At 73.6% G+C, this 25,476-nt stretch carries 17 protein-coding genes; 12 read left to right on the top strand and 5 right to left on the bottom strand.

Features of this window, described 5'->3' with window-relative positions:
• Positions 1-60: 60 nt before the first annotated feature.
• Complete coding sequence (locus WME76_RS06905; RefSeq protein WP_437959392.1) at positions 61-4,128, top strand: serine/threonine-protein kinase; 4,068 nt, start codon at positions 61-63, stop codon at positions 4,126-4,128.
• Positions 4,129-4,231: 103 nt separating this feature from the next.
• Here the strand turns inward: WME76_RS06905 and WME76_RS06900 are convergent, their stop codons facing one another.
• Entirely contained in the window at positions 4,232-7,381 is a 3,150-nt protein-coding gene (locus tag WME76_RS06900; RefSeq protein ID WP_437959391.1) for a PQQ-dependent sugar dehydrogenase, read from the bottom strand.
• A 329-nt stretch (positions 7,382-7,710) separates the two neighbouring features.
• Here WME76_RS06900 and WME76_RS06895 point away from each other — a divergent pair, with 329 nt between their 5' ends.
• Genes WME76_RS06895 through WME76_RS06885 form a run of 3 tightly spaced genes read left to right on the top strand, consistent with a single transcriptional unit; the run spans position 7,711 to position 11,094 of the window.
• Positions 7,711-8,235, top strand: a complete 525-nt coding sequence (locus tag WME76_RS06895) for a hypothetical protein (protein ID WP_061617816.1) — start codon at positions 7,711-7,713, stop codon at positions 8,233-8,235.
• Positions 8,216-8,599, top strand: a complete 384-nt coding sequence (locus WME76_RS06890; RefSeq protein ID WP_433935323.1) for a hypothetical protein — start codon at positions 8,216-8,218, stop codon at positions 8,597-8,599. Before WME76_RS06895 ends, WME76_RS06890 begins: the two co-directional genes overlap by 20 nt.
• An 11-nt stretch (positions 8,600-8,610) precedes the next feature.
• On the top strand, positions 8,611-11,094 hold the full coding sequence (locus tag WME76_RS06885; protein WP_437959390.1) for a SpoIIE family protein phosphatase: 2,484 nt from the start codon (positions 8,611-8,613) through the stop codon (positions 11,092-11,094).
• Between the two features lie 6 nt (positions 11,095-11,100).
• Here WME76_RS06885 and WME76_RS06880 read toward each other — a convergent pair whose 3' ends face one another.
• Complete coding sequence (locus WME76_RS06880; RefSeq protein WP_437959389.1) at positions 11,101-11,742, bottom strand: hypothetical protein; 642 nt, start codon at positions 11,740-11,742, stop codon at positions 11,101-11,103.
• A gap of 33 nt (positions 11,743-11,775) precedes the next feature.
• Positions 11,776-13,947, bottom strand: a complete 2,172-nt coding sequence (locus tag WME76_RS06875) for a serine/threonine protein kinase (RefSeq protein WP_437959388.1) — start codon at positions 13,945-13,947, stop codon at positions 11,776-11,778.
• A gap of 144 nt (positions 13,948-14,091) precedes the next feature.
• Between WME76_RS06875 and WME76_RS06870 the strand changes: the two genes are divergently transcribed.
• The 4 genes from WME76_RS06870 to WME76_RS06855 all read left to right on the top strand — a co-directional run bounded on the left by WME76_RS06870 (position 14,092) and on the right by WME76_RS06855 (position 17,771).
• Positions 14,092-15,027, top strand: coding sequence for an SIMPL domain-containing protein (locus WME76_RS06870; protein WP_437959387.1), 936 nt, complete (start codon positions 14,092-14,094; stop codon positions 15,025-15,027).
• Between the two features lie 171 nt (positions 15,028-15,198).
• Positions 15,199-15,876 (top strand): hypothetical protein, encoded by a 678-nt coding sequence (locus tag WME76_RS06865; protein ID WP_437959386.1) that lies wholly within the window; start codon positions 15,199-15,201, stop codon positions 15,874-15,876.
• 29 nt (positions 15,877-15,905) lie between these two features.
• Positions 15,906-16,802, top strand: coding sequence for a tRNA1(Val) (adenine(37)-N6)-methyltransferase (locus tag WME76_RS06860; protein WP_437959385.1), 897 nt, complete (start codon positions 15,906-15,908; stop codon positions 16,800-16,802).
• Positions 16,803-16,907: 105 nt separating this feature from the next.
• Positions 16,908-17,771 carry a PhzF family phenazine biosynthesis protein gene (locus tag WME76_RS06855; protein ID WP_437959384.1) on the top strand — a complete coding sequence of 288 codons (864 nt, stop codon included), beginning with the start codon at positions 16,908-16,910 and terminating at the stop codon, positions 17,769-17,771.
• A 21-nt stretch (positions 17,772-17,792) separates the two neighbouring features.
• Here the strand turns inward: WME76_RS06855 and WME76_RS06850 are convergent, their stop codons facing one another.
• Entirely contained in the window at positions 17,793-18,494 is a 702-nt protein-coding gene (locus tag WME76_RS06850; protein ID WP_437959383.1) for a hypothetical protein, read from the bottom strand.
• A 181-nt stretch (positions 18,495-18,675) separates the two neighbouring features.
• Here WME76_RS06850 and WME76_RS06845 point away from each other — a divergent pair, with 181 nt between their 5' ends.
• From WME76_RS06845 to WME76_RS06830, 4 genes are all read left to right on the top strand, one after another.
• A complete protein-coding gene (locus WME76_RS06845; protein WP_437959382.1) occupies positions 18,676-19,113 on the top strand; it encodes a nucleotide triphosphate diphosphatase NUDT15 in 438 nt (145 codons plus the stop codon).
• Between the two features lie 219 nt (positions 19,114-19,332).
• Positions 19,333-20,139, top strand: coding sequence for a metal-dependent hydrolase (locus WME76_RS06840; protein WP_437959381.1), 807 nt, complete (start codon positions 19,333-19,335; stop codon positions 20,137-20,139).
• A gap of 399 nt (positions 20,140-20,538) precedes the next feature.
• Positions 20,539-22,035 (top strand): protein kinase domain-containing protein, encoded by a 1,497-nt coding sequence (locus tag WME76_RS06835; RefSeq protein ID WP_437959380.1) that lies wholly within the window; start codon positions 20,539-20,541, stop codon positions 22,033-22,035.
• A gap of 115 nt (positions 22,036-22,150) precedes the next feature.
• Positions 22,151-23,401, top strand: coding sequence for an ATP-binding protein (locus WME76_RS06830; protein ID WP_437959379.1), 1,251 nt, complete (start codon positions 22,151-22,153; stop codon positions 23,399-23,401).
• 58 nt (positions 23,402-23,459) lie between these two features.
• On the opposite strand, the gene WME76_RS06825 is transcribed toward WME76_RS06830, so the two are convergent.
• Complete coding sequence (locus WME76_RS06825; protein ID WP_437959378.1) at positions 23,460-25,064, bottom strand: glycoside hydrolase family 43 protein; 1,605 nt, start codon at positions 25,062-25,064, stop codon at positions 23,460-23,462.
• Positions 25,065-25,476: the final 412 nt, after the last annotated feature.

Here is a 25,476-nt window from a genome sequence, read left to right as displayed (position 1 = left end):
GGAACCCCGGTAATATCGGTCACCTCTCGAGCCGGGCCATCCGAGCCATCAGAGGTCTTCTTGCCGCGCTGCCCATCCTGTCATCGTCGACTTGCAGCCCTCGCCGTCTGCTCAGCGGACGGCGCCACGGCGCCGCGCCACGCCACGCCGCTCGATCTCGACGCCGAGGCGCCGCCGTCCCTCGCGGGCTTCCGCGTCGGCCAGCCGCTCGCGACCGGCGCGTTCTCGGTCCTCTGGGACGCGACGCGGCTCGACGACGGCGCGCCCGCGGTGCTGAAGATCAGCAGGGCCCACGCGCTGCTCGCGCGCGAGCGCTTCCGCTGCGAGACGTGGGCGCTCGAGCAGCTCGGCCCCCCGGTCTCGCCGCGCCTGCTCCAGAACGGCGTGCTCGAGGACGGCCGCGCGTACATCGCCATGGAGCGGCTCCACGGCGAGACGCTGGCGACCCGCCTCGAGAGCCTGCCCGCCGCGCTCGACCTGCGCTTCGCCCTCGACGTCGCGCTCGCCGTCCTGAGCTGCCTCCAGGCGGTGCACGAGCGCGGCCTCGTCCACGTCGACCTCGCGCCCGAGAACGTCTTCCTCGAGCCCGGCGGCGGCGTGCGGCTCCTCGACTTCGGCCTGTCGCAGCGCGAGCGCGGCGTCGTGTGCCACCCCGCGGACAGCGTCCTCACCACGCTCGGCGCCATGCTCGGCGCGCCCGAGTACGCCTCGCCCGAGCGGCTGCGGGCCGAGCCGATCGACGCGCGCGCGGACCTCTACGCCTTCGGCGCGCTCCTCTTCGAGCTGCTCACGCTGCGCGCGCCGTTCTCGGGCGACCGCGCGAGCGTCGCGCAGGGCCACCTGAGCCGGCGGCCGCCCCGGCCGGGCGAGCTCGCGCCCGTCCCCGCGCCCGTCGAGGCCCTCGTCCTCGCCTGCCTCGCCAAGGAGCGGGCGCTCCGCCCGCGCGACGCGGCCTCGCTGCGGGCCGCGCTCGCGTCGGCGGGCGCGGCGGCGCTCGGCCCGCCCGGCGAGGCCGCCGCGCGCGAGGGCGACGACGCGGCCTCGATCTCCTCGGACCGGTACGACACGGTGGTGCTCGCCCTCGAGGCCCGCGGCGCCGAGGCCGAGGTCCGCGCCGCCGTGGCACGGCACGAGGGGCACCTCGCGCGGCAGCGCGGCTACCGCTTCGTCGCGATCTTCCCCGGACCGAAGGAGGCGGCCGCGGAGCGCGCGCTGCTCGCCGGGCGCGAGATCGTCACGTCCGTCGGCGCGCCGCTCGCGATCCACGTCGCGCCGCTGAAGCTCCGGCGCGAGGCGCGCGACGCGGACAGCGTCCAGGTCGTCGCCGGGCTGGCCGTGGAGCGGCCCGAGTCGTGGCTCCCCGCGGAGCCGTGGCGCGGGATCGCGCTCAGCGCCGAGCTGGTGACCGCCCACCCCGGCTTCGACGTCGCCGCGGCGAGCGAGGACGGCCGCTACTTCTTCGCGCAGGAGGCGCCCCTGCCCCCGGGCGATCGCGACGCCGCGCGCGCCGCGCCGCCGCCGCTCGTCGGGCGCGACGCCACCCTGAGCGCCCTCGACGAGAGCCGCGAGCGCGCCCTCGCGGGGCTCGGACCCGGCCTCTGCGCGCTCGTCGGCGAGCGCGGCGCCGGCAAGTCGCGGCTCGCCGAGGAGCTCGCCGAGGGCACCCGCCGCGCGCACCCCGGCGCGCTCGTGATCTCCCTGCGCGCCGAGCCGGAGCTCCCCGCCCGCGCCGCGCCCGCGCCGCCCGGGTGCGGCCGCGCCGCGCAGACCGCGGCCGCCCTGCTCGCCGCGGTGCTCGGCGTCGCGGACGGCCCCCCGCCGGGCGACCCGCGCGCGCTCTGCGTCGAGCGGCTCGGCGATCCGCTCGGCGGCGAGGTGTGGCCCGCCGTGGCCGCCTGCCTGGGCTGGCCCGCGGGCGCCGCCGACCGGCCGCCGCCTGCCGCGCGCCGCGGCAGCGTGATCCGCGCGCTGGCCGAGGGGCTCCGCCGCCGGGCGACGGAGCGGCCGGTCGTCGTGATCCTCGACGACGCGCACCTCGCCGACGGCTTCACGCTCGACGCGCTCGACCTCGCGACGCGCCGCGAGGGACAGCTCCCGCTCTGGGTGCTCCTCGCCGGCGCGCCCGAGCTCGCGGCGCGTCGCCACGCGCTGAGCGCCCGCACGAGCGCGCGCGATCACGTCGCGCTCCTGCCGCTCGACGACGCCGCCGGGCTCCTCCTCTGCGCCGAGCTCCTCCGGCCCGCGGAGCCCCCGCCGAGCGCCGCGCTCCGGCGCATCTGCGCGTGGGCCGGCTACAACCCCCGCTGCCTCGTGGAGCTCACCCGCGCGCTGAAGCGCGGGGGCTTCGTGCGGCTGCGGGCGCGGTCGAACAGCTACCAGCTCGCGACCGCCGACCTCGAGAAGCTCCCGCCGTCGCCCGCCTGGCAGTGGTTCGCGGCGCGGCAGCTCGAGGCGCTCCCGCCGGAGCTCGCCGCGTGCGCGACGCTGTGCGCGGTGCTCGGCTTCGAGCTCTCGGAGGACGTGGCGGCGGCCGCGCAGCGCTCGCTCGAGCGCGAGGACGCGGAGGCGACGCGCGTCGACGTCCCGGCCGGCCTGCGCGCGCTCGCCGCGCGGGGGATCCTCGCGCCGCGCGGCGCGCAGGAGGTCGCGCGGCGCGAGGACACGCCGTGCGGCGGGGCCCGTTACGCGTTCCGGAGCGCGCTCCTGCAGGAGGCGATCTACGCGCTCCTCCCGGAAGAGCAGCGCGCCCGGGTGCACCGGCACGCGCTGGCCGTCTGGGAGTCGCTCGCCGAGGCGCAGCCGAGGGCGCCTGAGCTGCTCGAGCCGATCGCGCGCCACGCCGCGGCCTCCGGGGCCCGCGCGCGCGCGGCGCACGCGTACCTGATCCTCGGCGATCTCCAGCGCGACCGGCACAACAACGCCGTCGCGGAGGGGCACTACTCGTCCGCGCTCCTCTGGGCGGACGGCGACGATCAGCGCCAGCGTTACCTCGCGCTGCTCGGCCGCGCGCGCGTGCGCTACCGCGTCTTGCGCACCGGCGACGCGCTCGACGATCTCCGCTCCGCGGGCGCGCTCGCCCGGACGATGAAGGACCCGCGGATGATCGCGGAGGCGCTGCTCGAGGAGGCGACGGCGCTCGACTGGGCCGGCGCCTGGGAGGAGTCCTCGGCGCGCGTCGAGGAGGTGATCCCGCTGCTCGACCCCCGCGAGGGCCCCGTGGACGCCGCGCTCGCCGCGCGCTTCGAGGTCGCGGCGGGCCGCTCGTCGTTTCGCAAGGGCAACCTGGAGGACGCCCTCGAGCGGCTCTCGCGCGGCGTGGAGACCGTCCGCGAGGCCGACCACGACACGCACGTGACCGGCCTGACGCTCCTCGCCTGCGTCCTCGCGCGGTGCGGCCACCTCGACGAGGCCGAGCAGCGCTTCGACGAGGCGGTGCGCTGCTGCGAGGAGCGCGGCGACCGGGTCCACCTCTGCGCGGCGCTCGTCCGCCGCGCGGAGCTCTGGCCGGCCCTCGACGCGCCGGATCGCGGGATGGCCGATCTCCGGCGCGCCGTCCAGCTCGCCCGCGAGGAGGCCAACACCTGGGCGGAGCGCGAGGCGACGATCAAGCTCGCGGAGCTGCTCTACCTCTGGGGGCGCGAGGACGAGGCGCTGCCGCTCGTGCGGCAGGTGCGCTCGCTCGACGAGCAGTTCAAGGACCGGCCTGTCTACGGCAGCGCGCTCCTGCTCGCGCGGATCCACGCGATGCGCGACGAGCACGCCGAGGCGAGCCGGCAGCTCCGGTGGCTCAGGGCGCAGGGGGCGGTCGCGGATCTCCCGCACTATGCCCAGGCCCTGCTCGGCGTGATGCAGCTCGCCGTGCGCGACCCGAGGCACAGCATGGAGGGCGCGCGCTCGCGGGCGACGCTGCGCGAGGAGGGGGAGCAGGGCGGCGAGATCGGCAGCGGTCTGAGCGCCGACCAGCGGGTCGAGCTGCTCTACTGGCGCGCGCGCGCGCTGCTCGACGCCGGCCGACCCGACGACGTGGCGCTGCTCCTCGCGCGCACCGCGCCGCTGCTCGCCGAGAGCCGGGCCTGGCGCCCGCGCTTCGCGAAGCTCCGGTCGGGCTACGGACAGCTCGCGGGGTAGGCCGGCCGCGCAGCGCCCGCGCGGCCCTGCGCGGCGCGGCGGCGCCCTCGCTGGAGCGTCGCGGCGCGGCGCGGCGGCGTGGCGAGCGCCGGCGCTCGCCGGATCACCTCGGGTCGATGCGGAACACCTCCCCCGTGAGCATGACGACGTGGAGCTCGCCGGCGGCGTCCTCGCCGAAGGACGCCGCCGGAAGGCTCGACGCGAGGTCGTCCGTGATCTCCACGTGATCGCGCACCGTGGCGCCGTCCCACCGCAGCGTCCAGAAGCGGTGCGTCCCGTAGTCGCCGTAGACGTACCTCCCCTGGAGGCACGGGATCGCGGCGCCGCGGTAGACGTATCCGCCGGTGATCGAGCCGCCCTCTCCGCTCGCGTGGCTGTGCTCCACGGCGGGCGCGACGCCGACCCGGGAGCACCCCGCGGCGACGCAGTGGTTGCCCTCCATCGTCGGCCAGCCGTAGTTGCGCCGCCCGGTGCGGGCCGGCTCGATGTTGAGCTCCTCCCACGCGTTCTGCCCCACGTCGGCGATGTAGAGATCGCCCGTGCGCCGGTCGAAGCTGAAGCGCCACGGGTTGCGCAGGCCGTGGTCCCAGACGAGCGGGTTCACGCCGTCGCCGGTGAGGTTGCCGGACGGGCCGAGCCCGGTGTCCACGTCGATCCGCAGGATCTTGCCGAGCGGCGACGAGAGGTCCTTCGCCGGAGAGGTCGAGTACGGGGTGACGGCCGCGTCGCCGACGGAGGCGTAGAGGTGGCCGTCCGGCCCGAAGGCGAGCGTGCCGCCGGCGTGGTTCCAGCCGCCGTGCCGCGCGTCGAGGAGCTTCCGGACAGGCAGGTTCGCCGCCGACGTGTCGGCGACATCGGGGTTCGAGGCCGAGCGGCGGAACTCGGCGATCGTGACGTTGCCCCTGGGCGCGGCGGTGTAGAACAGCCAGAAGCGGCCGTTGCTGGCGTAGCTGGGGTGGAACGCCATCCCGAGCAGCCCGCCCTCCGCGGTCGGGCTGGGCGTGCACACGAGCGGGTGCGCGCTCGCGGGGCGCGACGGCGGGCACGAGGTCCCGCCCCGGATGTCGAGGAACGGCGTGGCCTGGAGGACGCCGTCCTTGATGAGGCGGACGACCCCGTCCTTTTCGAGGACGAACATCCTCGACCTGTCGCCCGGCGGGCTCGTGAGGAAGAGGGGCGCCTCCAGCCCGGACGCGATCTGCGTGAGCTTCAGGCGGGGCACCCCGGCGCACGCGCCGCCGGCGCCGCTGCCGGGGCTCGCGCCGCCCGCGCCGCCCGCGCCGGAGCTCGCGCCGCCGGTGCCAGGGCCCGCGCCGCCCGCGCCGGCGCTGCTGCTCGCGCTCGCGCTGCTCGCGCTGACGCTGCTCGCGCTGCTCATGGCCGCGCCGCTGCTCGCGCCGCTCGCCGCCCCGGCACGCGGCCGCAGCCCGTCGATCCACGCGCGGACCGCCGCGAGCCCCGCCGCGTCGGCGACATCCGACGCGATCGGCGGCATCTGCGCCCGCGTACCGCGGTGCGCCATCCGGCGCACGACAGCGCTCGACTCGGGATCTCCCGCCGTGATCCGGTGGACCACGCCGGCCTCCCAGAAGCTGGGCGTCACGCCCACGCCGGTCGTGTACGTGTCGGTGCTCTCCACCGTGGTGTTCGCGGCGAGCAGGCGTGTCCGCAGCGTCGCGACCCCGGTGCTGTTGTGGCAGTTGCCGCAGTTCGCGTGCAGGTAGCCGAGCGCGGCAGCGGCCTCGGCGTCGCCCGGCGGGCGGAACCCGCGCGGCCTCGGGACGGTGAGCCACCCGGCGCGGCTCAGCGACGCCATGGTCTCGCCCGGCCCGTCATGGCTGAGCTGCAGCGCGCTGAAGCCGAGGATCCGCTCCGGGAGCTTGCCGTGGCACTCCCAGCAGTCCGCGGTCCGCGGGATGTCGTGCCGGGTGCCGCGCGCGTCCTCGACGCCGTCCTCGACCAGGAACGCGTCGTTCCTCGACGGGTCCCACGCGTACGCGGCGAACAGCCAGTCGTCGATCCCGGGCCCGAACCGGTGGATGAGCCGCGTCTCCACGGACACGCCCTCGGCGCGGAACTCCTTCCAGAAGCGCGTCCCCACCGGCAGCGACCAGTGGTCCATGTCGCTCGTGTCGATGGTGGAGCAGCGGGGCAGGTACACGAAGCGCCGCTTGCTCGCCCCGTCCGACCAGAGCTCGTAGGCCGGGCGAAACTCGAGCGTGTTCGCCGCGCGCGACCGGGTCGCGATGTCCGCGTAGAGCCCGGTCTCGGAGAGCCGCGCGGGCGGCGACGGGTCGGGCGGCAGCGCGGCGGGGTCGACGCACGGATCGTCCGCCGCGGCCGAGGCGCCCGTCGAGCTCGACGTCGCGGTGCTCGACGTCGCGGTGCTCGACGCCCCCGTCGTCGCGCCCACGCAGGGCGCGCAGTGCGGCCCTCCGCAGTCGACGCCCGCCTCGTGGCCGTTCAGCACCCCGTCCGCGCAGGTCACGTAGCAGACCTCGAGCCGGGGGCGCTCCTCCGCGCGGTCGATCTCGCTGCTCCTCAGGTTGGTGACGCGCGCGGGCGCCTCGTCGAGGAGCACGCCGTGGTTCTCCGCGGTCCCGAGCACCCACGTCTGCACGAGCGACGACACGTCCGCCGCGCGGGCGCCGACGCCCGCCTCGGCCGCGATCGTCGCCACGCGCTCCGCGTCGAAGCCGCCGGCGCCCAGGCTCTGCCACGTGACGGTCCGCTCGTCCCACGGCGCCGTGACGCGGTGGACGCTGATCGCGCTGCTCTCGAGCTTGTGAGTCTGGTGGAGGCCCAGCGTCGCAGAGACGACCGTCGCGCCGGCGGGCACGCGAGAGAGGTCGAACTGCACGACGGACCGGCGGTGGCCCGCGCGCGCGACGAATCCAGTCGAGAGGTTCGGAGAGGTGGAGTCGTTCCAGGCCGGAGCGTTTTGCCACAGTGTCGCATCTCTCACCGTGCCGAGCGTCCCGCGCCGGAGCGTGACGCACACCGCTCCGTCGCTCGAGAGCGCCAGAGAGGCGCCCCCGAGCGCGGGCGCCTCGCCCGCCTCGACATCGCCGTCGCCGCCGGAACCGCGCGCGAGGCCGCCCTCCGCCTCGGGGCCGCCGCTGCAGCCGAGGGCCGCGGCGGCGGCGGCGCCGGCGAGGACGCCGCGCCTCACGAGGGGATGAACGGCCGAGATCACCGTCGATCGATGGGGGCCGCGGCGCGATCGCCCGGGCGCATGGGACCGTCGTTTCATACAGCGATAACCTCCTTGTGGGGTTGACCACAGGGGATCTCCCCCCGCGGCTGACGGCGGTAATGAGCGAGGCGCTCGGCGCTGCGCCGGATCCACGACACACTTCACCGTCGATGGGCACCGTGATCAGTTCAACGAGCGTGCCACCGAGCTCATCATAACGCGACGCGTCATGCGCTGAGATGCGGACTGAAGCCCGGACTGAAACGCGGAGGACACCCTGCGCTCCTGCGTTGTCGATGGACACCACCCTACATGAGCGCCGAGATCACGCCGTCCGCGGAAGTAGTGGTTGGATCCAGCGCGGGAGCAGCGTAGGATAACAGGTTGTGTCATCTCCCGAACCGACGCAGGGTGCCTCGCTGTTCCTCTGCATCACCTTCTTTCCGAGCGAGCGCCTGGCGACGGCGGTGCTGCGGCTGGTGTCCAGCTTCTGCGGCGCGGTCCTGGACGACGCGAACGTGAGCTCGCGGTTCTACATGGCCGCACACGAGCTCGCCGAGAACATCACCAAGTACTCCACCGGCCCTCGCGTGAGCCTCGAGCTCGCGCTCGAGGAGGACGAGCGGTCGCACATCATGAAGATCCGCGCGCGCAACGAGGCGTCCCCGGAGCGCCTGAGGGAGGTCGAGAAGCGCCTGCTCGACCTCAAGACCGCGAGCGACCCGCTGAAGCACTACGACGAGCTCATCACCGGGACGGCGATGATCGAGGGAGTCTCCGGCCTGGGACTCGCCCGCGTCCGCGCCGAGGGGGGGCTCGACGTCGATTACAAGATCGAGGGCAACGAGCTCACGATCATCGCGCACGCGCCGCTCGAGCGGTGGAGGACGAATGAGCAGCTTAAGGGTTGATCACGTCGTCACGGACAGCTTCGGCATCGAGCCGGCGCTCCTCGGAGACCGCCTCAGCATCAAGCTGACCGGAACCGGCGATATGGCGGCGGCCGCGCCGCTCGGCGGCTATTGCAAGGAGGTCCAGGAGGAGGTGAGGCGCCTCTCCCTGGCCGCCGTCGAGTTCGACATACGGGCCCTCTACTTCCTGAACTCGAGCTGCCTGAAGGCGTTCATCGCCTTCATCTGCGGCGTCGCCGCCCAGGGCCTCAAGTGCGAGATTCGCTTCGTCACGGACGCGCGGCTCGCGTGGCAGCGGCGGAGCCTGACGGCCCTCGAGCGCATGTCCCCGAGCCTTGTGTCGATCGACGAGAAGGTGCGCTGAGAGCGACGCGCATGGCGGCGAAGCGCCCAACGATCGCGCTCTTGGTCGATTATCTCACCGGCGAATACCAGTCCGAGGTGCGCTTCGGGGTCGAGCGGGCCGCCGAGGAGCACGACGTCAACCTGCTCGTCGTCTTCGGGGAGACGCACGCCCGCTCGGGCTACTCGATGATGCCGACGACCAGCATCTACCCGCTCATCAGCGCGGAGACGGTCGACGGCCTGGTGATCCTCTCGTCGGCGCTCACGAACCACCTCGGAACCGAGCGCACCCACGCGTTCTGCCGGTCGTACGCGCCCCTGCCCATGTGCAGCGTGGGGCTCGCGCTCGACGGCGTCCCGAGCGTCATCGTCGACAACGCGCGCGGGGCCGAGACGATCGTCGCGCACATGCTCGACGACCACGCCTGCCAGCGCGTCGCGTACATCAGCGGGCCGCCGAGCAACGAGGAGGCGACGCTGCGCGCCGACGCGTACAGGAGGGCGCTCGCGGCGCGCTCGATCCCCTACGACGAGCGGCTCTTCGTGTCCGGCGATTTCCTGATCGAGGGCGGCCGCCGCGCGATGCGCGAGCTCCTCGCGCGCAGGGTCGACTTCGACGGCGTCATCGCCGGGAACGACAACATGGCCCTCGGCGCGATGGACGAGATCAAGGCGCACGGCCTCGACGTCCCGGGCGACGTCCTCGTGTGCGGGTTCGACGACGTCGCCGTCTCGCGCGTCACGAAGCCGTCGCTCACGACCATCCGCCAGCCGATCAAGCAGCTCGGGGCGCTCGCGGTCGCGAAGGTCGTCCGCATGATCCGCGGCGAGCGCGTCCCGGAGTGCAGCCTCCTCCCGGTCGAGCTCACGCGCCGCGAGTCGTGCGGCTGCGGCTACTACGCGACGGTGCCGCGCACGTCGGCGCGCGCGTTCGCGGCGGCGCCGGCCGCGCACGGGCCGCCCTCGCTGGCCGACCAGCGCGACGCCGTCGAGCGCGCGCTCGCGAGCGCCGTGCTCTTCCCGGGCGCGTTGCGGGGGGCCTGGCCGGGCGAGCTGCTCTCGGCGCTCGAGGAGGAGCTCGCGGGGCAGGAGGGTCGCTTCCTGCAGGCGCTGAAGCGCGTGCTCGACGACGCGACGCGCGAGGGCGTCGCCCTCGACCAGTTCCAGGGCGTGGTCACGCTGCTCCGCGCGCGGCTCCGCCGGGCGTGCGCGGGCGCGCAGCACGAGGACGTCGAGCGGCTCTGGCACGCATGCCGCGCGCTGATCGCCCACGCCTCCACGCGCGCGGAGGCGGAGCGGCGGCTCCACCTGGAGCGCGCCTCGGTCCACCTGAGCTGGACGGGGAGGTGCCTGTCGACGTCCCTGAGCCTGCCCCTGCTCCGGCGCACGCTGGCGGCGGAGCTGCCCGGCCTGTCGCTCACGCGCGCCGCCGTGTCGCTCTACGACGATGCCGGGCGCGCCACCCTGAGGCCGCTCTTCCTGATGGAAGACGGCCGCGAGGTGGAGCCGCCGCGCGGGAGCTTCCCGGCGCGCCGCCTCGCCCCGCCCGGCTTCCTCGGCGCCGCCGAGCGCTGGAGCGTGTTCGCGATGCCGATCACCTTCGGGGAGGCGGAGCACTACGGCATCGCGGCGCTCGGCAGCGGCGCCAACGAGGTGGTCTACGACACCCTGCGCCTCCAGCTCGGCTCCGCGCTGAAGGCCGTGGCGATGCACCGGGAGATCGTCCGGGAGGTGGAGATACGCGAGCGGCTGGAGCAGGAGCAGCGCCGCCAGGAGAGCCTGGTCGCGCAGCACATCCAGACGAAGCTGGTGCCGCCGCGCCTCGCGATCGAGGGGCTCGATCTCTGCGCCTTCATGAGGCCCGCGGCCGAGGTGGGCGGCGACTACTACGACGTCATCGGGACGCCGGAGGGCGGCTGGATCGGGATCGGCGACGTCGCGGGGCACGGCCTCGCGGCCGGCCTGGTCATGCTGATGATCCAGAGCATGGTGGCGGCGATGGCGCGCAGGGCGGAGGCCGTGAGCCCCGCCGAGATCGTCTCGGCGCTCAACCAGGCGCTCCACGACAACATCCGCGGTCGCCTGAAGCGCGACGAGCACGCGACCCTGGTCCTGCTCCGCTACGAGCGCGGCGGGCGCGTGACCTTCGCGGGCGCGCACGACGACCTCATCGTGTGCCGCGCGAGCACGCGGCGCTGCACCTGCATCCCGAGCTCCGGCGTCTGGGTCGGCGTCCTGCCCTCCATCGACGCGATGACGCGCGACGCCGAGCTCGTCCTCGAGGACGGCGACGTCCTCGTGCTCTACAGCGACGGGGTGACGGAGGCGCGCAACGTCCACCGCGAGCAGTTCGGGATCGAGCGGCTCTGCGCCGCCATCGAGGCCACGCAGGCCGAGCCGGTGGACGCCATCCGCGACCGGATCCTGCGGGACGTCGAGGGCTGGTGCCCGAGCCCGGACGACGACATCACGATCGTCGTCGCGCGCTACCACGCGCCTCCGGGCGCCCGGTAGGCCGGCTCAGCGCGGGGCCCGGCGCACGGCGGCCCGCGCCTCGGCGACGGTGCTCTGCACCGCCGACACGAAGCGCGGCGGGAAGAGCTCGGGGTCGGTGAACCACGACGCCACGCTGCTCACGGCGCTGCGGATCCCGGAGCCCTCGTCCGCGACCGCGCCGGCGAGCAGCCACCCGGTGCCGAGGGCGAGCCGCGTCGGCGGCAGCCCCGCCTCGCGGACGAACGACCGGGAGAGCGCGCGGCAGGCCTCGTCGGGCAGGCGCGCGCGCCGCGCCTCGAGCAGCAGCCCGGCCGCCTCCACGAGACGCTCATAGGACGCGGCGCGCCTCGGGATCGCGCGGCACAGCGCGCGGTGCAGCACCCGCAGGTGCTGCTCCAGGAGCACGCTGGGCATGCCGCGGTTGGAGAGCAGGCCAGCGAGCCAGAGGACCTGGCGCTCCACGACGGGGCGCGTATGGGTGGCGAGCGTCACGAGGAACGCGCTGTCGCTCCTCGTGAAGCGCCGCCCGCGCTCGCCGTAGCGAAACCCGTAGTACGGCGTCAGCTCGAGGGAGAGCTCGCCGGCGCGCAGCGCCGCGGCGACCTCGCGCGGATCGTCGGGGACCGGCGTCGATCCGGCCTCGGGGTTGAGGGGGTGTCCCGCCATCGGAGCACGAGGCGCAGCGGACGGGCGAGCCCGTCAGCCGGTGACGCGCCCCTCGATGATGCCGCCGTCCGCCGTGATGGCGACGACGACCTCCGAGTCGACGAACAGCGACACGACCGGGCCGACCCAGGCGTCGTTCTCCCAGACGCACTCCCACGTCCCGGCCATCGGCGGGACGCCGCCGCGCCGCACCCAGATGCGCCCGGCGCTGCCCGCCCAGGCGCGGCCCTCGCTGTCGATCGTCGCCGCCGACAGGGCGCGCCGCGGCTCGATGTTCTCCGTGAAGACGCTCTGCCCGTACCGCCAGACGACGCTCCCCTCCGCGCCGACCGCGATGCCGAGCCCCAGATCGGGCCGCCCCGCGCACGCGACGAACGCGCGCGCCGGCGGCGCCGGGATGCGCTCCAGGTGCCAGTCGAGCGGGGCGTAGAGCGCGACCAGCCCCTCGCCCGTCGTCGACCGACCGACGAGCAGCCACCGCTCGTCCTCGACGCGCGCGACGGCCGCGAGGAGCGCGACGCCCTCGGCCGGCATCGGCCGCAGCCACCGCTTCGCGATGAACGCGTGCAGGAGCGGCCGCGGGTCGTTCTGGGTCGTCGAGATCAGGATGCCCATGTCCTCCAGGTCGCCGCTCAGCGCCACGTGGCTCTGCGGCTCGCCCGGGAGCTGGAACACGCCCGTGACGCCGCCGGTCGTGTACACCGCGAGCGTCGAGGCGTCGCCGCCGAGCAGCCAGCGGCCGGGCCCGATCCGGTGCACGAAGCGCACGCCCTGCGGGCTCGGCAGGCCCCCGGACGACGCCTCGCTCCAGCCCGTCCCGTTCCAGAACAGCAGCCCCCCCGTCGCCGCCGCGAGGCACCGGCCGTAGCCGTCCCAGGCCACGCTCCGGATGACCGAGTCGAGGCTCGGGTGGTGGAGCACGCTCCACGTCCACCGCTCGACGATCGTCGACACCCGCTGCGGCGCCTCCCGCAGCGCGCGCGGCGGCTGCACGCTGACGAGCTCGGCCTCGATCGCGCGGTCCGGGCTCGGGCGGTCGGCGCCCCTCGGCTGGCGCGGCGAGAGCATCGTCTGGCCGAGCTCCCCCGTGAGCTGCACCGGCGACTTCAGGTGCGTGGACGGGATGGTCATGGGGGCCATCTCCTCCGGGGCGCGCGCGCGCTGCTCGCTCGCGTTGGCGACGAGCCGCTGCTCCAGCGCCGAGACCGGCGAGGCGGGGCGGAGGTACGGCGAGAGCATCGCGGCCACGGCCACGGCCTCCTGGAGGCGCTCCTGCGCCTCGCCCGCCGACGCCCAGCGGAGCGCGAAATCGATCGACTTGCACGCCTGGTCGTTGCCGCGCAGCGCGGGGTGCAGCCACCTCGTCTCGAGGATGCTCCGGCGCGTGCGCGCCATCGCCGCCATGAGCGCCTGCGCCTGCGACTCCGCGACGATGTACTCCTCGCCCGTGAGCACGAAGAAGATGACGCACGCGAGGTTGAAGATGTCGGTCCACGGGCCGATGGTGCTCGGATCGGCGGACAGCATCTCCGGCGGCACGACCCCGGCGTTGCCGACGACGCCGGCCATGATCGTCTCGCGGATGCCCCGCGGCCGCGCCAGGCCGAAGTCGCTGATCTTGAACAGCTCCTCGTCGCCCGACCCGCAGCACAGGATGCTCTCCGGCGTGAGCTGCCGGTGGACGACGCCCACGTCGTGCACCGCCGACAGCCCGCTCGAGATGCACTCGATCGCGCGCGTCGCGCGCGCCGGATCGAACGCGTGGCCCGTAGCCTGGATGGTCCCCTGCACCCGCTGGCGGAGCGTCACGCCCTGGACGCCGCCGTGAACGTACTCGATCGTGATCCAGGGGAGATCGAGGGTCTTCGTGCCGCGCCGCACCGCGAACGTGCCGGTGTCGATGAGCCGGACCACGAACGGCGTCGGGGGGACCTGCTCGTTGAGGCGGCCGAGGGACACCGCCTCCTTCTTCACGATCACCGCCGCGGACGGACCTAGCTGCCTGAAGAGCGACGGCCGGAGGATCTTGACCACGACGGGGGTCTCGCCCTCGGGCGCGGTGCGGACCGCATAGTACGAGACGAACATCGCCCCGGACCCGGCGCGCGACACGATCCGATAGCCGATGCTCGACGAGAGGTCGCTGCCGATCGTGGCCCCCTGCAGACCTCCGAGGGCCTCTTCATCGCTGGGTATTGTGAGCACGTGAACGACCATAGCGCACCCGGCGCGCCGTGGCGCAACTTGCCGAGGGCAGCGAGGCGCCCGCCGCGGGCGTCGCGCTGGTCGACCCGCGCCGACCCGCGCCGCGCCCTGTAAGCCGGCGCGGGCGTCGCGCGTTGCACGGGCATGAAGAACCAGAGCTCTCTGTCGCGCCGGCTATGTCTCGCCGGGTTTCTGCTGTCGACCGCGCCCCTGCTCGCCGCCTGCGCGCCTCAGGCGACGCCTCAGGCCGTGAGCCCGGAGGTCAACACCATCACGGTCGTCGGCCGGGGCGAGGTCAGCGCGAAGCCGGACGTCGCCCGCACCCAGCTCGGCATCGAGGTCATGGCGCCCACGGTCGCGGAGGCGACGAAGGCGGCCGCCGCGCGCATGAACGAGATCTTCGTGGCGCTGAGGAAGGCCGGCATCGCGGACAAGGACATCCAGACCAGCAACTACTCCATCCAGCTCGTGCGGCAGCCCGACGTGCCGCCGTGGGCGCCGACCGCCTACGCGCAGCCCATGGCGGCCTCCGCGGCGGCGTCCGCGCCCGCCGCTCAGGCCGCCGCGCCCGCCGCGCCCTCTGCGCCCGCCGGGCGCGGGCCCAAGCCGACGCCGCCGCCCGCGGCGAAGGCCCCGCCGCCGCCCGACCTCGCGCCGCCCCAGCCGGCTCCGCCGGCGCACTTCTACCGGGTGAGCAACACGGTGACGGCCGTGATCCGCAACCTCGACCAGGTCGGGGCGGTGCTCGACGCCGTCACGTCCGCCGGCGCGAACAACGTGTGGGGCGTCTCGTTCGACCTCGACAAGACCGACCCGCTCGAGGCGCAGGCGCGCGAGAAGGCGATCGCCGACGCGCGGGCGCGCGCCGAGGCGCTCGCCAGGCTGCAGGGCGTCGCGCTCGGCCGCGTCGTCGCGATCAGCGAGATCATCGATTCGGGCCCCGTCCACGGCCGCATGGCCATGGCCGCCGCTGCCTACGGCGACGCGGGCACCCCCGTCGCGCCCGGCGAGGTGCAGCTCAGCACGCAGGTGAAGGTCGTCTACGCGCTGGACGGCGCGCCGGCCGCCACGCGCAAGTGACCTCGCGGCGCGACGGGGCCGCGCGTCCTCCGCGCCGCGCACCGCGGCCCCGCGCGCCGCTTCCGCCGAGGCCGTCCAAATGCAGCTAGATGCACCGCGCGCCGCCCGAGCGGATACAGTTCCAGCGTCCGGCTCGGGCCCCGCGCCCTCGGCCCCCTGCACCGCGCCACCATGACCGCTCCGTCCTGCCCTCCTCCCGTCCGCGCCGCCGCCCTCGCGGCGCGCCCGCGCTTCGCCGCCGCCCTCGCGCGCTCGCTCGCGACAGCGGCGCTCGCCGCGTCGGCCGCTGGCTGCCTCGTGATCTCGCCGCCGGAGTACGATCACCCCTCGAAGACCGCGCCGGTGCTCACCGCGATCTTCCCGCCGCAGCACATTCCCATCCACATGGACGATCCGAACTTCGGCAGGGCTTTCACCGCGTCGGTGCTGTCCGAGGACAGCGGCGATCCCGTGTGGGTCGCCCTCTACATCGATTACGGCAGACGCAGCAACGGCGGGAACCCGTATCGAAGGCTCCAGCCCCCGACGTCGGTCGGGGCAGGAACGATCGCCGGCGGACAGCGCTCCTTCACGCTCGCGTGGGATCTCGATACGGCGAGTCTCCCGACCGACGGGGTGACGCCGGAGCGGGAGTGCCACACCGTCACGCTGATGGCGTCGCACGCCTTCCACCCGCCGTGTTATTGCCCGGCCGATCCGGAGGACATGAGCTCGCTCACCTGGCAGATCATCAACTGCGACCCGAACGATCCGGGGTGCCCCGAGTCGTGTCCTCCGCTGGACTGTGAGACCACCCCGTGCCGATTCTGCGATGACCCCGAGTTCCTGGAGGAGTGCAAGAACCCCTGACGCCGCGGCGGCGTGGTACATGGGGTCCGATGATCGCTCCGCCTGACGTGCAGCTCGACGCCCAGCCCCCCTCCGCGCCGCGCGGCGGCGTCGTCCGGCCCGCGCGCCGGCCGCCTGGATGGATCGCCCCCGGGCCGCGGCCCGCGACGCCGCCGGATCGCCCGGAGGTCTGGCCCGGCCCCGGCGAGGACCTCTGCTACCTCTCGGGCGATTTCCGCATCCTCCAGCGGCTCGACGGCCACCGCTGGTCGGCCGACGACCTGGTGACCGCGTGGTTCGCGGCGGAGCGGGTCGCGCACGCGCCCCCGCGCCGCGCTGTCGACCTCGGGTGCGGCATCGGCACGGTGCTGCTGTTCACCGCGTGGCGCTTCCCGGACGCGCGCTGCGCGGGCGTGGAGGCGCAGGAGGTGAGCGCGGCGATGGCGCGGCGCTCGGTCGGGTGGAACGGCCTCGACGCGCGCTGCGAGGTGCGGTGGGGGGACCTGCGCGATCCGGCGTCGGTCGAGGGGCTCGGGCCCGCGGGTCTCGTGACGGGCACGCCGCCGTACCTGCCTGTCGGCACAGGCATCGAGTCCTCTCATCTCCAGCGCGGGCCGTGCCGCTTCGAGCACCGCGGCGGCGTCGAGGACTACTGCCTCACGGCGGCGCGGCTGCTCGCGCCCGGCGCGCCGTTCGTGGCCTGCGCGTCGGCGCGGCAGCGGGGGCGGGTCGAGGCGGCCGCGGCGGCCGCGGGGCTCGCGCTCGAGGCGTGGCGCGATGTCGTCCCGAAGGAGGGCAAGGCGGCGCTGTTCTCTGTCTATGCGCTGCGCCGCGCCGGGGAGGCGGCGCCCCCCTGCGACGAACCGCCGCTCGTGCTGCGCGGCACGAACGGGCGCTTCACGGAGGAGTTCAACGCGCTCTGCCGGACGATGGGAATGCCTGTGTGACGCCTGCCCCCGTGCATCACCGTTCTCGGTGATCTCCAGGCTGCCCGTCGGAGGCCCGCCGCTTCCGCGTGGACTGTGGGGCACGACCGCGGTAGTCGTTCGGCGATGGGCCTTCGGATCACCCAGGTGGATGCGTTCACGGGCAAGCCGTACCGAGGCAACCCGGCGGCCGTGTGCGTCCTGCCCGAGGCGCGCCCCGCGGCGTGGATGCAGGCCGTGGCGCGCGAGATGAACCTCTCGGAGACGGCCTTCCTTGTCGGCCGCGGCGACGGCGGCTACGATCTCCGCTGGTTCAGCCCGGCGGTGGAGATCGCGCTCTGCGGGCACGCCACGCTCGCGAGCGCGCACGTGCTCTGGGAGACAGGCCAGCTCGCGCCGGACGCGCAGGCGCGCTTCTCGACGCAGAGCGGTTTGCTCACCGCATCTCGCCGCGACGACGGGTGGATCGAGCTCGATTTCCCGGCGAAGCGCCAGGAGCGGTCGGAGCCGCCGCCCGGCCTCGAGCAGGCGCTGCGCGTGGAGCCGCTCTACATCGGCAGGAACGCGCTCGACTACCTCATCCTCGTGGGCTCGGAGGACGAGGTCCGCGCCGCCAGGCCCGATTTCGGCCAGCTCGCGACGGTGCCCGCGCGGGGCGTCATCATCACGAGCCGGAGCTCGTCCCGGGACTTCGATTTCGTGTCGCGCTTCTTCGCGCCCGCCGCCGGCGTCAACGAGGATCCGGTCACCGGCTCTGCCCATTGCTGCCTGACGCCGTTCTGGGCGGCGCGCCTCGGCAAGACCGAGATGGTGGCCTATCAGGCCTCTGCGCGCGGCGGCGTGGTGCGCGTGCGCCTGCGCGGCGATCGCGTCGATCTGGCCGGACAGGCCGTCACCATCCTGGAAGGCGAGCTCCGCGCGGAGCCGAACATCCGGCGCGAGAGCTCACCCCCCTCCGACAGCCCCCCTCCCCGCCTGGGATCTACCTGATTCGCCCGTCGTCGCCGGCCGTCAGCTCGGCTGGGACACGAGCGGCAGGGGCACGGTCTGCGCCTGGAACAGCGGCCGTCCTTCGCGCGACGCGAGCGCGCCTTTCCCCGGAGCGCCCGAGTTCGCACGCGGTCGAGCCGGACGAGCGGGCTTGTCCCTGGGCTCGGGCGCCGGCGCCGGCGCGGTCGTCGACCGATGCGCCGGCGCGTCGGAGAGGCGCTCGACCGGGGCCTCCCACGCGTTCCGGGTGCCGCCGGCCTCGTTGGCCTGGAAGAACACGGCGCGGAGCGCGCGCCCCTCGACGTCCGTCTCGATCGCCATCATCCAGAACCACGGGCCGTCCGGCTCGATCTCCTGCCCCATGAACGAGAACGCCATCTGCCGCGGCTCCGAGCGGCGATTGTGCTCGCTGCGGGCGGCCTCGAGGTGCCGCTGCGAGGGCTTGTCGGCCGGGCCGCGGTACACGCGCACCGCCACCCCCTCGATGTGCGGCATCAGGTACAGCCCGTCGCGGTAGACCGTGAGCCAGGGGTGGTTGCCGCTCTCCGAGAGCCGGCAGAGGGCGTGACCGAACCGCTCGTGCGCCTTGCAGCCGATTCCCCAGCTCGTATCCCCCTCTTCGCGGTTCGCCTCGCTGAACGCCTTGTTGCGGACGTCGAACGCGGTCTGCGCCAGGAGCAGGAGCCGGCTCTGGTCGAGGACTGGATTCAGCTCCCACGGCAAGGTCGCATCCATAGGGACTGGCACGGTACGCGCGTTCACTGAAAAGTCAATCGGATCCGGCCCTTGCGCCCGGGCGAGCGCCCGCGCGGCGCGGCGCGGGCGGGCGGCAGATCCGCGCGGCGCCGCCGTGGTAGAGGGCGCTCTCGCGCGCGCGCTTGTTCCGCCGCGCGGGAGGTGTCCTGTGGGAGGAGCGATCGTCGGAGCGAGCGCCGCGGAGCGGCCGCAGGTGGGCGTGGGCGTCATGCTGGTGCGCGACGGCCGCGTGCTGCTCGCGCGGCGGCGCGGCAGCCACGGCGACGGCAGCTACTCCTGGTGCGGAGGCCACCTCGAGCTCGGCGAGTCGTTCGAGGACTGCGCGATCCGCGAGGTGCGCGAGGAGAGCGGCCTTGTCGTCGAGAAGCTCTCCTTCCTGTGCCTCAGCAACATCGTCGCCTACGGCAAGCACTACGTGGACATCCAGCTCCTCGCCGAGGAGTTCGAGGGCGAGCCGGAGGAGCGCGAGCCTCACAAGATCGCCGGCTGGGGCTGGTACCCGCTCGACGCCCTGCCCACACCCCTGTTCCGCCCGGTGGAGCTGGCCGTCGCGAGCTACCGCACCGGCCGCCGCTACAACCCCTGACCCTGCCCGCGCCGCGCCCGCGGCCCCGCCTCTCCCCTCCCCGCGACGCTATTGACCCAGGTTCAACACTATTGACTCTGGTTCAATAACTGGTATGGATGCGCCCGGCGCCCGTGCTCTGGGCGGCGCTCCGGCGCGCCCGGGAAAGGCTCCGCCGGCGTCGCGGAGGGCACCGGAGGCGCCTCGGGAGCAAGCACCTCGGGAAGTAAGGAGAGCACGATGGTCACCGAGCAGCCGTCCCTCAGACCGCGCAAGCCGCCCGTGCAGTTCGAGCAGGGCCTCACGCGTTACTGGCTCGGCGGGGCGGCGGTGCCGACCCACATCGCCAACGCCGTCAACCTCCTGTTCCCCGCGGGCGAGCGCTTCTTCATCCGGAGCGTCGCCCGCTACGCCGACCGGGTCGACGACCCGGCGCTGCGCGCCCAGATGAAGGCGTTCTTCGGCCAGGAGAGCCACCACGCGAAGGCGCACGAGCGGTTCTTCGATCTGCTCCGCGGGCAGGGCTACGCGATCGACGGGTTCCTCCGCGCCTACGAGAAGGTCGCCTACGACGGCATCGAGCGCCTCTGCTCTCACGAGCTGCGGCTCTCGGTCACCGCGGCGCTCGAGCACTACACCGCGATCCTCGCGGAGGACGCGCTCCAGGCGGGGACGCTCGACCTGGCCCACCCGACCGCGCGGGCGCTCCTGCTCTGGCACGCGGCCGAGGAGATCGAGCACAAGACCGTGGCCTTCGACGTGCTCAAGGTGGTCAACCCGAGCTACGCCCTCCGCATGCTCGGCTTCGCGGTCGCCACGATCACGCTCTCGATGTTCTGGCTCGCCGCCCTGCTCGTGCTGCTCTTCCAGGAGATCCCCCGCCGCGACGAGCCGGGGGAGCGCCTCCCCTTCCACAGGCCGCGGGCCATCGTGAAGGACGTGTTCCTCCGCGGAATCCGCGAGTATGTGCGCCGCGACTTCCACCCTTCCCAGAACGACAACATCCACCTCGCGAGGGCGTACCTCGCCGGGATCGGCGCGCCGTGAGCGATGGCGCTGTGACCGATCGAACGCCATGAGCGGCCACGAGCGCGAGCGCGCGCTCATCGGCGCTCCGCCAGGACGCGCGCCAGGTGCTCCGCGCGGCGCGCGTCGGCGCGCGGCGGCTGCCGAGGCTGCCACGGCTGAAGCCGCTCCCGTCGCAAGGGGCCGCGCCGCGCTCGCGAGCGCTGCGCAGCTCACAGAACCAGGCGCGCTGAGCCGCGCGTCCTCCCGACACAATCTCGACATCGCGCTTGACTCCGCGCGGTCGCGTGCTCAGCAGTGCCCGTTCACCGTGACGCTCCTGCGACACGTCCTCCGACAGCCGCGTGCACGATCCTTCGCATCGGCGATGCGTGTCGCTCGTCATTGATAGGCATGAGCAGGGCACGTATCATGCGCTCCATGGCAGACGCGGCGGGCGGCCCGCCCGGCTTCAGCTCCGGAAGCGAGAACGGCGGTGATCCACCGGCGCCGCTCGTGCACGACGTCGCGGATACGCTGCAAGGCGTGGACACGGTGGTGCGCGACCGGTCCCCCGTGCGCGTCGAGCCGCCGGTCGACCGCTACGCCGAGGGCTCGACGCTGAGCGACGAAGACCTGGCCCTGGCCGCCACGCGGTCGAGCATGCACGAGGGTGGAGGCCATGTTCAGGTGCCTCCCGACGGCACAATCCTTGGCGGGGTCTATCGCATTCTCGGACGTCTCGGAGAAGGCGCGATGGGCGTCATCCTGCTGGCGCGCGACGACCAGCTCCAGCGGGACGTGGCCATCAAGCTGCTCCGCCCCGAGCAGCTCGACAACGCGCAGATGCAGGCCCGGCTGCTCGCGGAGGCGCGGGCGATGGCGCGCGTGCACCACCCGAACGTGGTCGAGATCTACGCGTTCGGGGAGTACGAGAACGCGCCGTACTTCGTCATGCAGTACGTGCCCGGCGTCACGCTCGACACCTACGTCCACAGCAAGGGCGGCCGGCTCGGCCTCGACGAGGCGCTGAGCATCCTCGACCAGGCCTGCCTCGGCGTCTCGGCGATCCACGCCTCGGGCATCGCGCACCGCGACGTCAAGCCGAGCAACATCCTGGTCGGCCACGCCCTGCGCGTCGTGGTGGCCGATCTCGGCCTCGCGAAGCGGATCCCGCGCGGCGATCGGATCGAGCTCGCCTTCTCGGGCACCCCGGCGTACCTGGCGCCCGAGGTCGCGCTGGGCCGGCAGCTCGACCCGGCGCTCCTGCCGCGGATCGACGTCTACGCGCTCGGGGTGGTCGCCTACTACCTGCTCGCCGGCCGCCTGCCGTTCCAGAGCACGAGCACGGTCGATCTGGTCATGCAGCACGCCTATCAGCCGCCGATCCCGCCGAGCGAGCTCTGCCTCGACCTCCCGTCGTCGTTCGACGCGCCGGTGCTCGCGGCGCTGGCCAAGGAGCCGGACCAGCGCACGGCGAGCGCCGAGGCGCTGCGCGAGGCGCTGCTCGACGCGCGCAGCGCCATGCCGACGTACGCGCGCTCGACGCGCGTCATGGTCGCGGACGACAGCCCGTCCTTCCGGGCCTTCCTCGTCAGCGTCCTCGCGCAGGCGCTGCCGGGCGCGATCATCGAGACCGCGCCCGACGGCAGCGCGGCGCTGGCCGCGATCCAGGCGAACCCCCCGTCGCTCGGCGTGTTCGACCTCGACATGCCCGGCCTGGATGGCATCGCCCTCACCGCGGCGGTGAGGAAGCTGCCGAAGGGCGGAGATTTTCCGATCATCGTGGCGACCGGGACAGGGGGCGCGGCCGACTGGCAGTGCCTGTCGCGCCTCGGCGCCTCGGCGTTTCTCGTCAAGCCGTTCGACGCGGGGCAGCTCATCACCCTGGCGCGCGCGTTCGTGGGCGTCGCGGACGAGCAGAAGCGCCGGCAATGATTACTAGAGCGAGGACCATGACCACGGCCACGGCCCCGCGGCGGGCGGCGTGGCGCGGGGCGGCACGGCGCGAGAGCGACCGGGCTCCGCGGGGTCGGCGACGTCGAGGCTCCCGATGAGTGACAGCGAGATCAAGGTCCTTCTGGTGGATGACGACGAGGTCGATCATCTCGTCACGCGCCGGCTCCTCCGCGAGATATCCCGGACCCGCTACGACGTGACGTGGCTGAGCACGTCGGACGAGGCGATCGAGGCGCTGCTCGCCGGCGGCTACGACGTCTGCCTCCTCGACTTCCGGCTCGACGCCCGCACCGGGCTCGACGTCGTGCACGAGGCGAACCACTTCGGCTGCGCGATCCCGATCATCATGCTGACCGGCGTCGGCGACGAGGCGATCGACATGGCCGCGATGAGCGCGGGCGCGGCGGATTACCTGGTGAAGGGGCGGTTCGACGCGCAGATCCTCGAGCGCACGATCCGCTACGCCATCGAGCACAAGCGGAGCCAGCTCAAGCTCAAGCAGTACGCCGACACGCTCGAGGAGAGCAACCGGCAGCTCCTCCAGATGCACGAGGAGCTCGCGGCGAAGAACGCGGAGCTGGTGCGGCTGAACGAGGAGAAGAACCGCTTCGTCGGCATGGCGGCCCACGATCTCAGGAATCCGCTCGGCGTCATCCTGGGCTACAGCGACTTCATGCTGATGACACAGCGGCGCGGGGAGCCGTCCTCGCTGCTCCGGGAGGGCGGCGTCGAGATCATCGAGATGATCCGGAGCTCGAGCAAGTTCATGCTCTCGCTCATCAACGACCTGCTCGACGTGTCGATGATCGAGCTCGGCAAGCTGAACCTCGACCGGAAGAGCACGGATATCGTCCAGCTCGTCGAGTCGAACGTGGCGCTCAACATGGTGCTCGCGGGGCAGAAGAGCATGAAGCTCGTCGTCGAGAGCGACGAGAGCGTCCCGCGGGTCGACGTGGACGTCCACAAGCTGGAGCAGGTGCTCAACAACCTCATCAGCAACGCGATCCACTACTCCCCTCCGGGCACGACCATCCGCGTCCGGGTCCAGAGCGCCAGCGCCCCGGACGGCGCGAACGGGGACGGCAGCGAGGTGATCGTGTCGGTCCAGGACGAGGGGCCCGGGATCGCGCCGGAGGACATCGGCAAGCTCTTCCGCCCGTTCGGTCGGGCCAGGACGGTCAGCACCGGCGGCGAGCGCTCGACCGGCCTTGGGCTCGCCATCGCGCAGCGCATCGTCGAGGGCCACGGCGGGCGCATCTGGGTGGAGAGCGTGCTCTCGAAGGGCGCCACGTTCTCCGTGGCGCTCCCGGCGCCGCCGTCGCCGGACGCCGAAGCGGCCTCCTGACGAGGGCGCCAGGCGAGACCGCGACGAGGGCGACGGCGGGTCGAGCAGAGGGCCGCGCTCAGCGGCCCTGCGGGAGCTCCTCGTAGTCGAGGTAGTCGAAGTCGGCGGGCAGGCTCTGGCCCGTGAGGTCGTGCGCGCACAGCGCGGCGAAGGCGCCGGTGAAGCCGATGCCGAGCGAGGCGCGTTCGTCCGACAGGAGCGACGCGTCCACCACCGGCCCGAGCGCGTCGAAGCGCACACCGTCCGGCGAGCACGAGAACTGGAGATCCTTGCCGGAGAGCTCGAAGTGGAGGTGGAGGCGCGGGGCCGAGACGGCGAGCGGCCGCGCGAGCCAGGTCAGCTTCCCGAGCTCGCTGCCCAGGAGCGCGACCGAGCGCCCGACGCGCTCGTCGTGGCTCAGCAGCGCGTAGAAGAAGTTCTCGTCGTCGTACATGCACATGAGCCCGGCCATCTGCTGGAACGAGGTCGGCTCGAACTCGAGGCAGGTCTCGACGCGGCAGCGGATGGACTGGATGCGGCGCCCGACGACGCTCTGCCGGTGCAGCGACTGCGGCGACTCGCGGCCGCGGACGCGCAGGTGGCCGGGGCGCTCGCGCAGCGACACCCAGCTCTCGTCGGGCACGTCGCGCAGCGTCTGGTAGTGGACGCCGAGCGACCCCCTGTCGAAGTCGTCCCGCACCGGCGGCGCCTCGACCGGGTCGGCCGGCAGCCTGGGCGCCGGCACGCGGACGGCGGGCGAGCGCGGGCTGCTTGCCCCGTCGAGCGCGAGCCATCCGTCGTCGGTCCAGCGCACCCGCTGGAGGGCCGTCTCGCGGCCGAGGATGCAGCGGCGCTCGCCCGGGAGCGGCCTCCCGCACAGGTGGACGAGGTACCACTCCCCGGTCGACGTCTCGACGAGGCAGCCGTGTCCAGCCTTCTGCAGCTCGAGGCTCGGGTCGTGGCGAGACGTCAGCAGCGGGGTGTTCGGGTCGACCTCATAGGGCCCCTCGATGCGGCGGGAGCGCGCCAGGGTCACGGCGTGCTCGTAGCTGGTGCCGCCCTGGGCGAGGAGGAGGTAGTAGTGGTCCCCGCGCCGGTAGAGGTGCGGCCCCTCGGTGAGGCCGAGTCCGCTGCCGCGGAAGATCCAGCGGCGCTCGCCGACGAGCCGGCGCTGCTGCAGGTCGAACTCCTGCATCACGATGCCGGGGAACTGGTCGTTGCCGGGGCGGTGGTCCCACACCATGTTGACGAGCCACATCCGTCCGTCGTCGTCGTGGAACAGCGAGGGATCGAAGCCGCCGCGGTTCAGCGCGATGGGCTCGGACCACGGCCCCTCGATGCGGCTGGCGGTGACGACGTAGTTGTGCGCGTCCACGAAGCCGCGGCCCCAGCATTTGACGTCGGTATAGACCAGATAGAACACGCCGCGCGCGTGCGTGAGGCAAGGCGCCCAGACGCCCCCCGAGCGCGGATTCCCGAGCAGATCGAGCTGGGAGCGGCGGTCCAGGGCATGGCCGATGGGCCTCCAGTGGCGGAGATCGCGGCTGTGGTGGAGCCGCACGCCCGGGAACCACTCGAAGGTGGAGGTGGCGATATAGTAGTCCTCCCCCACCCGGAGGATGGAGGGGTCCGGATGAAAGCCCCGGAGCACGGGGTTTTCGATGAAGGTCGGTTCGTTGGTCATCGCTGTCGCCGCTGCCTCCAGAAGTGAAGTTGAACGTCGCGCGCGCTGCCCGGGTGGCGCCGGATGCTGCCTGGAAGGCCACGCCGGGCGGCGCGTGACGTCGTGCGTCCGGGCCATCTTGCAGCGGACTGGCTGGCCCTTGCAACGAAACAGGGCCGGCCGGCGCAGGGGATGCCCCCGAGTCGTCGTCGCTTCGCGTCAGACGGACCCCGGCGCCGCCCGCGCTGTAGGCAGACGGGTCCTCGTGTGAGCCCCCGGCGCTCCGCTCCGACCAGGCGCGACGGCTGTATGTCGCGCGAAGAACCGCGTCTTCTCTCGTTCCTTCAGCGCATTCCGCATTGAGCGGCCCATCCGGAAGGTGGATAATCCGCTCGATGCAACTTCACGGTCCATGGTAGCGCGAACCCGCGAG

Origin of the sequence: Sorangium sp. So ce119 (assembly GCF_051524405.1) — a bacterium.
GTDB classification, from domain to species: Bacteria; Myxococcota_A; Polyangia; order Polyangiales; family Polyangiaceae; genus Sorangium; species Sorangium cellulosum_G.
The sequence above is the reverse complement of the archived record's forward strand: the minus strand, read 5'-3'. Positions and strand labels throughout refer to the sequence as shown.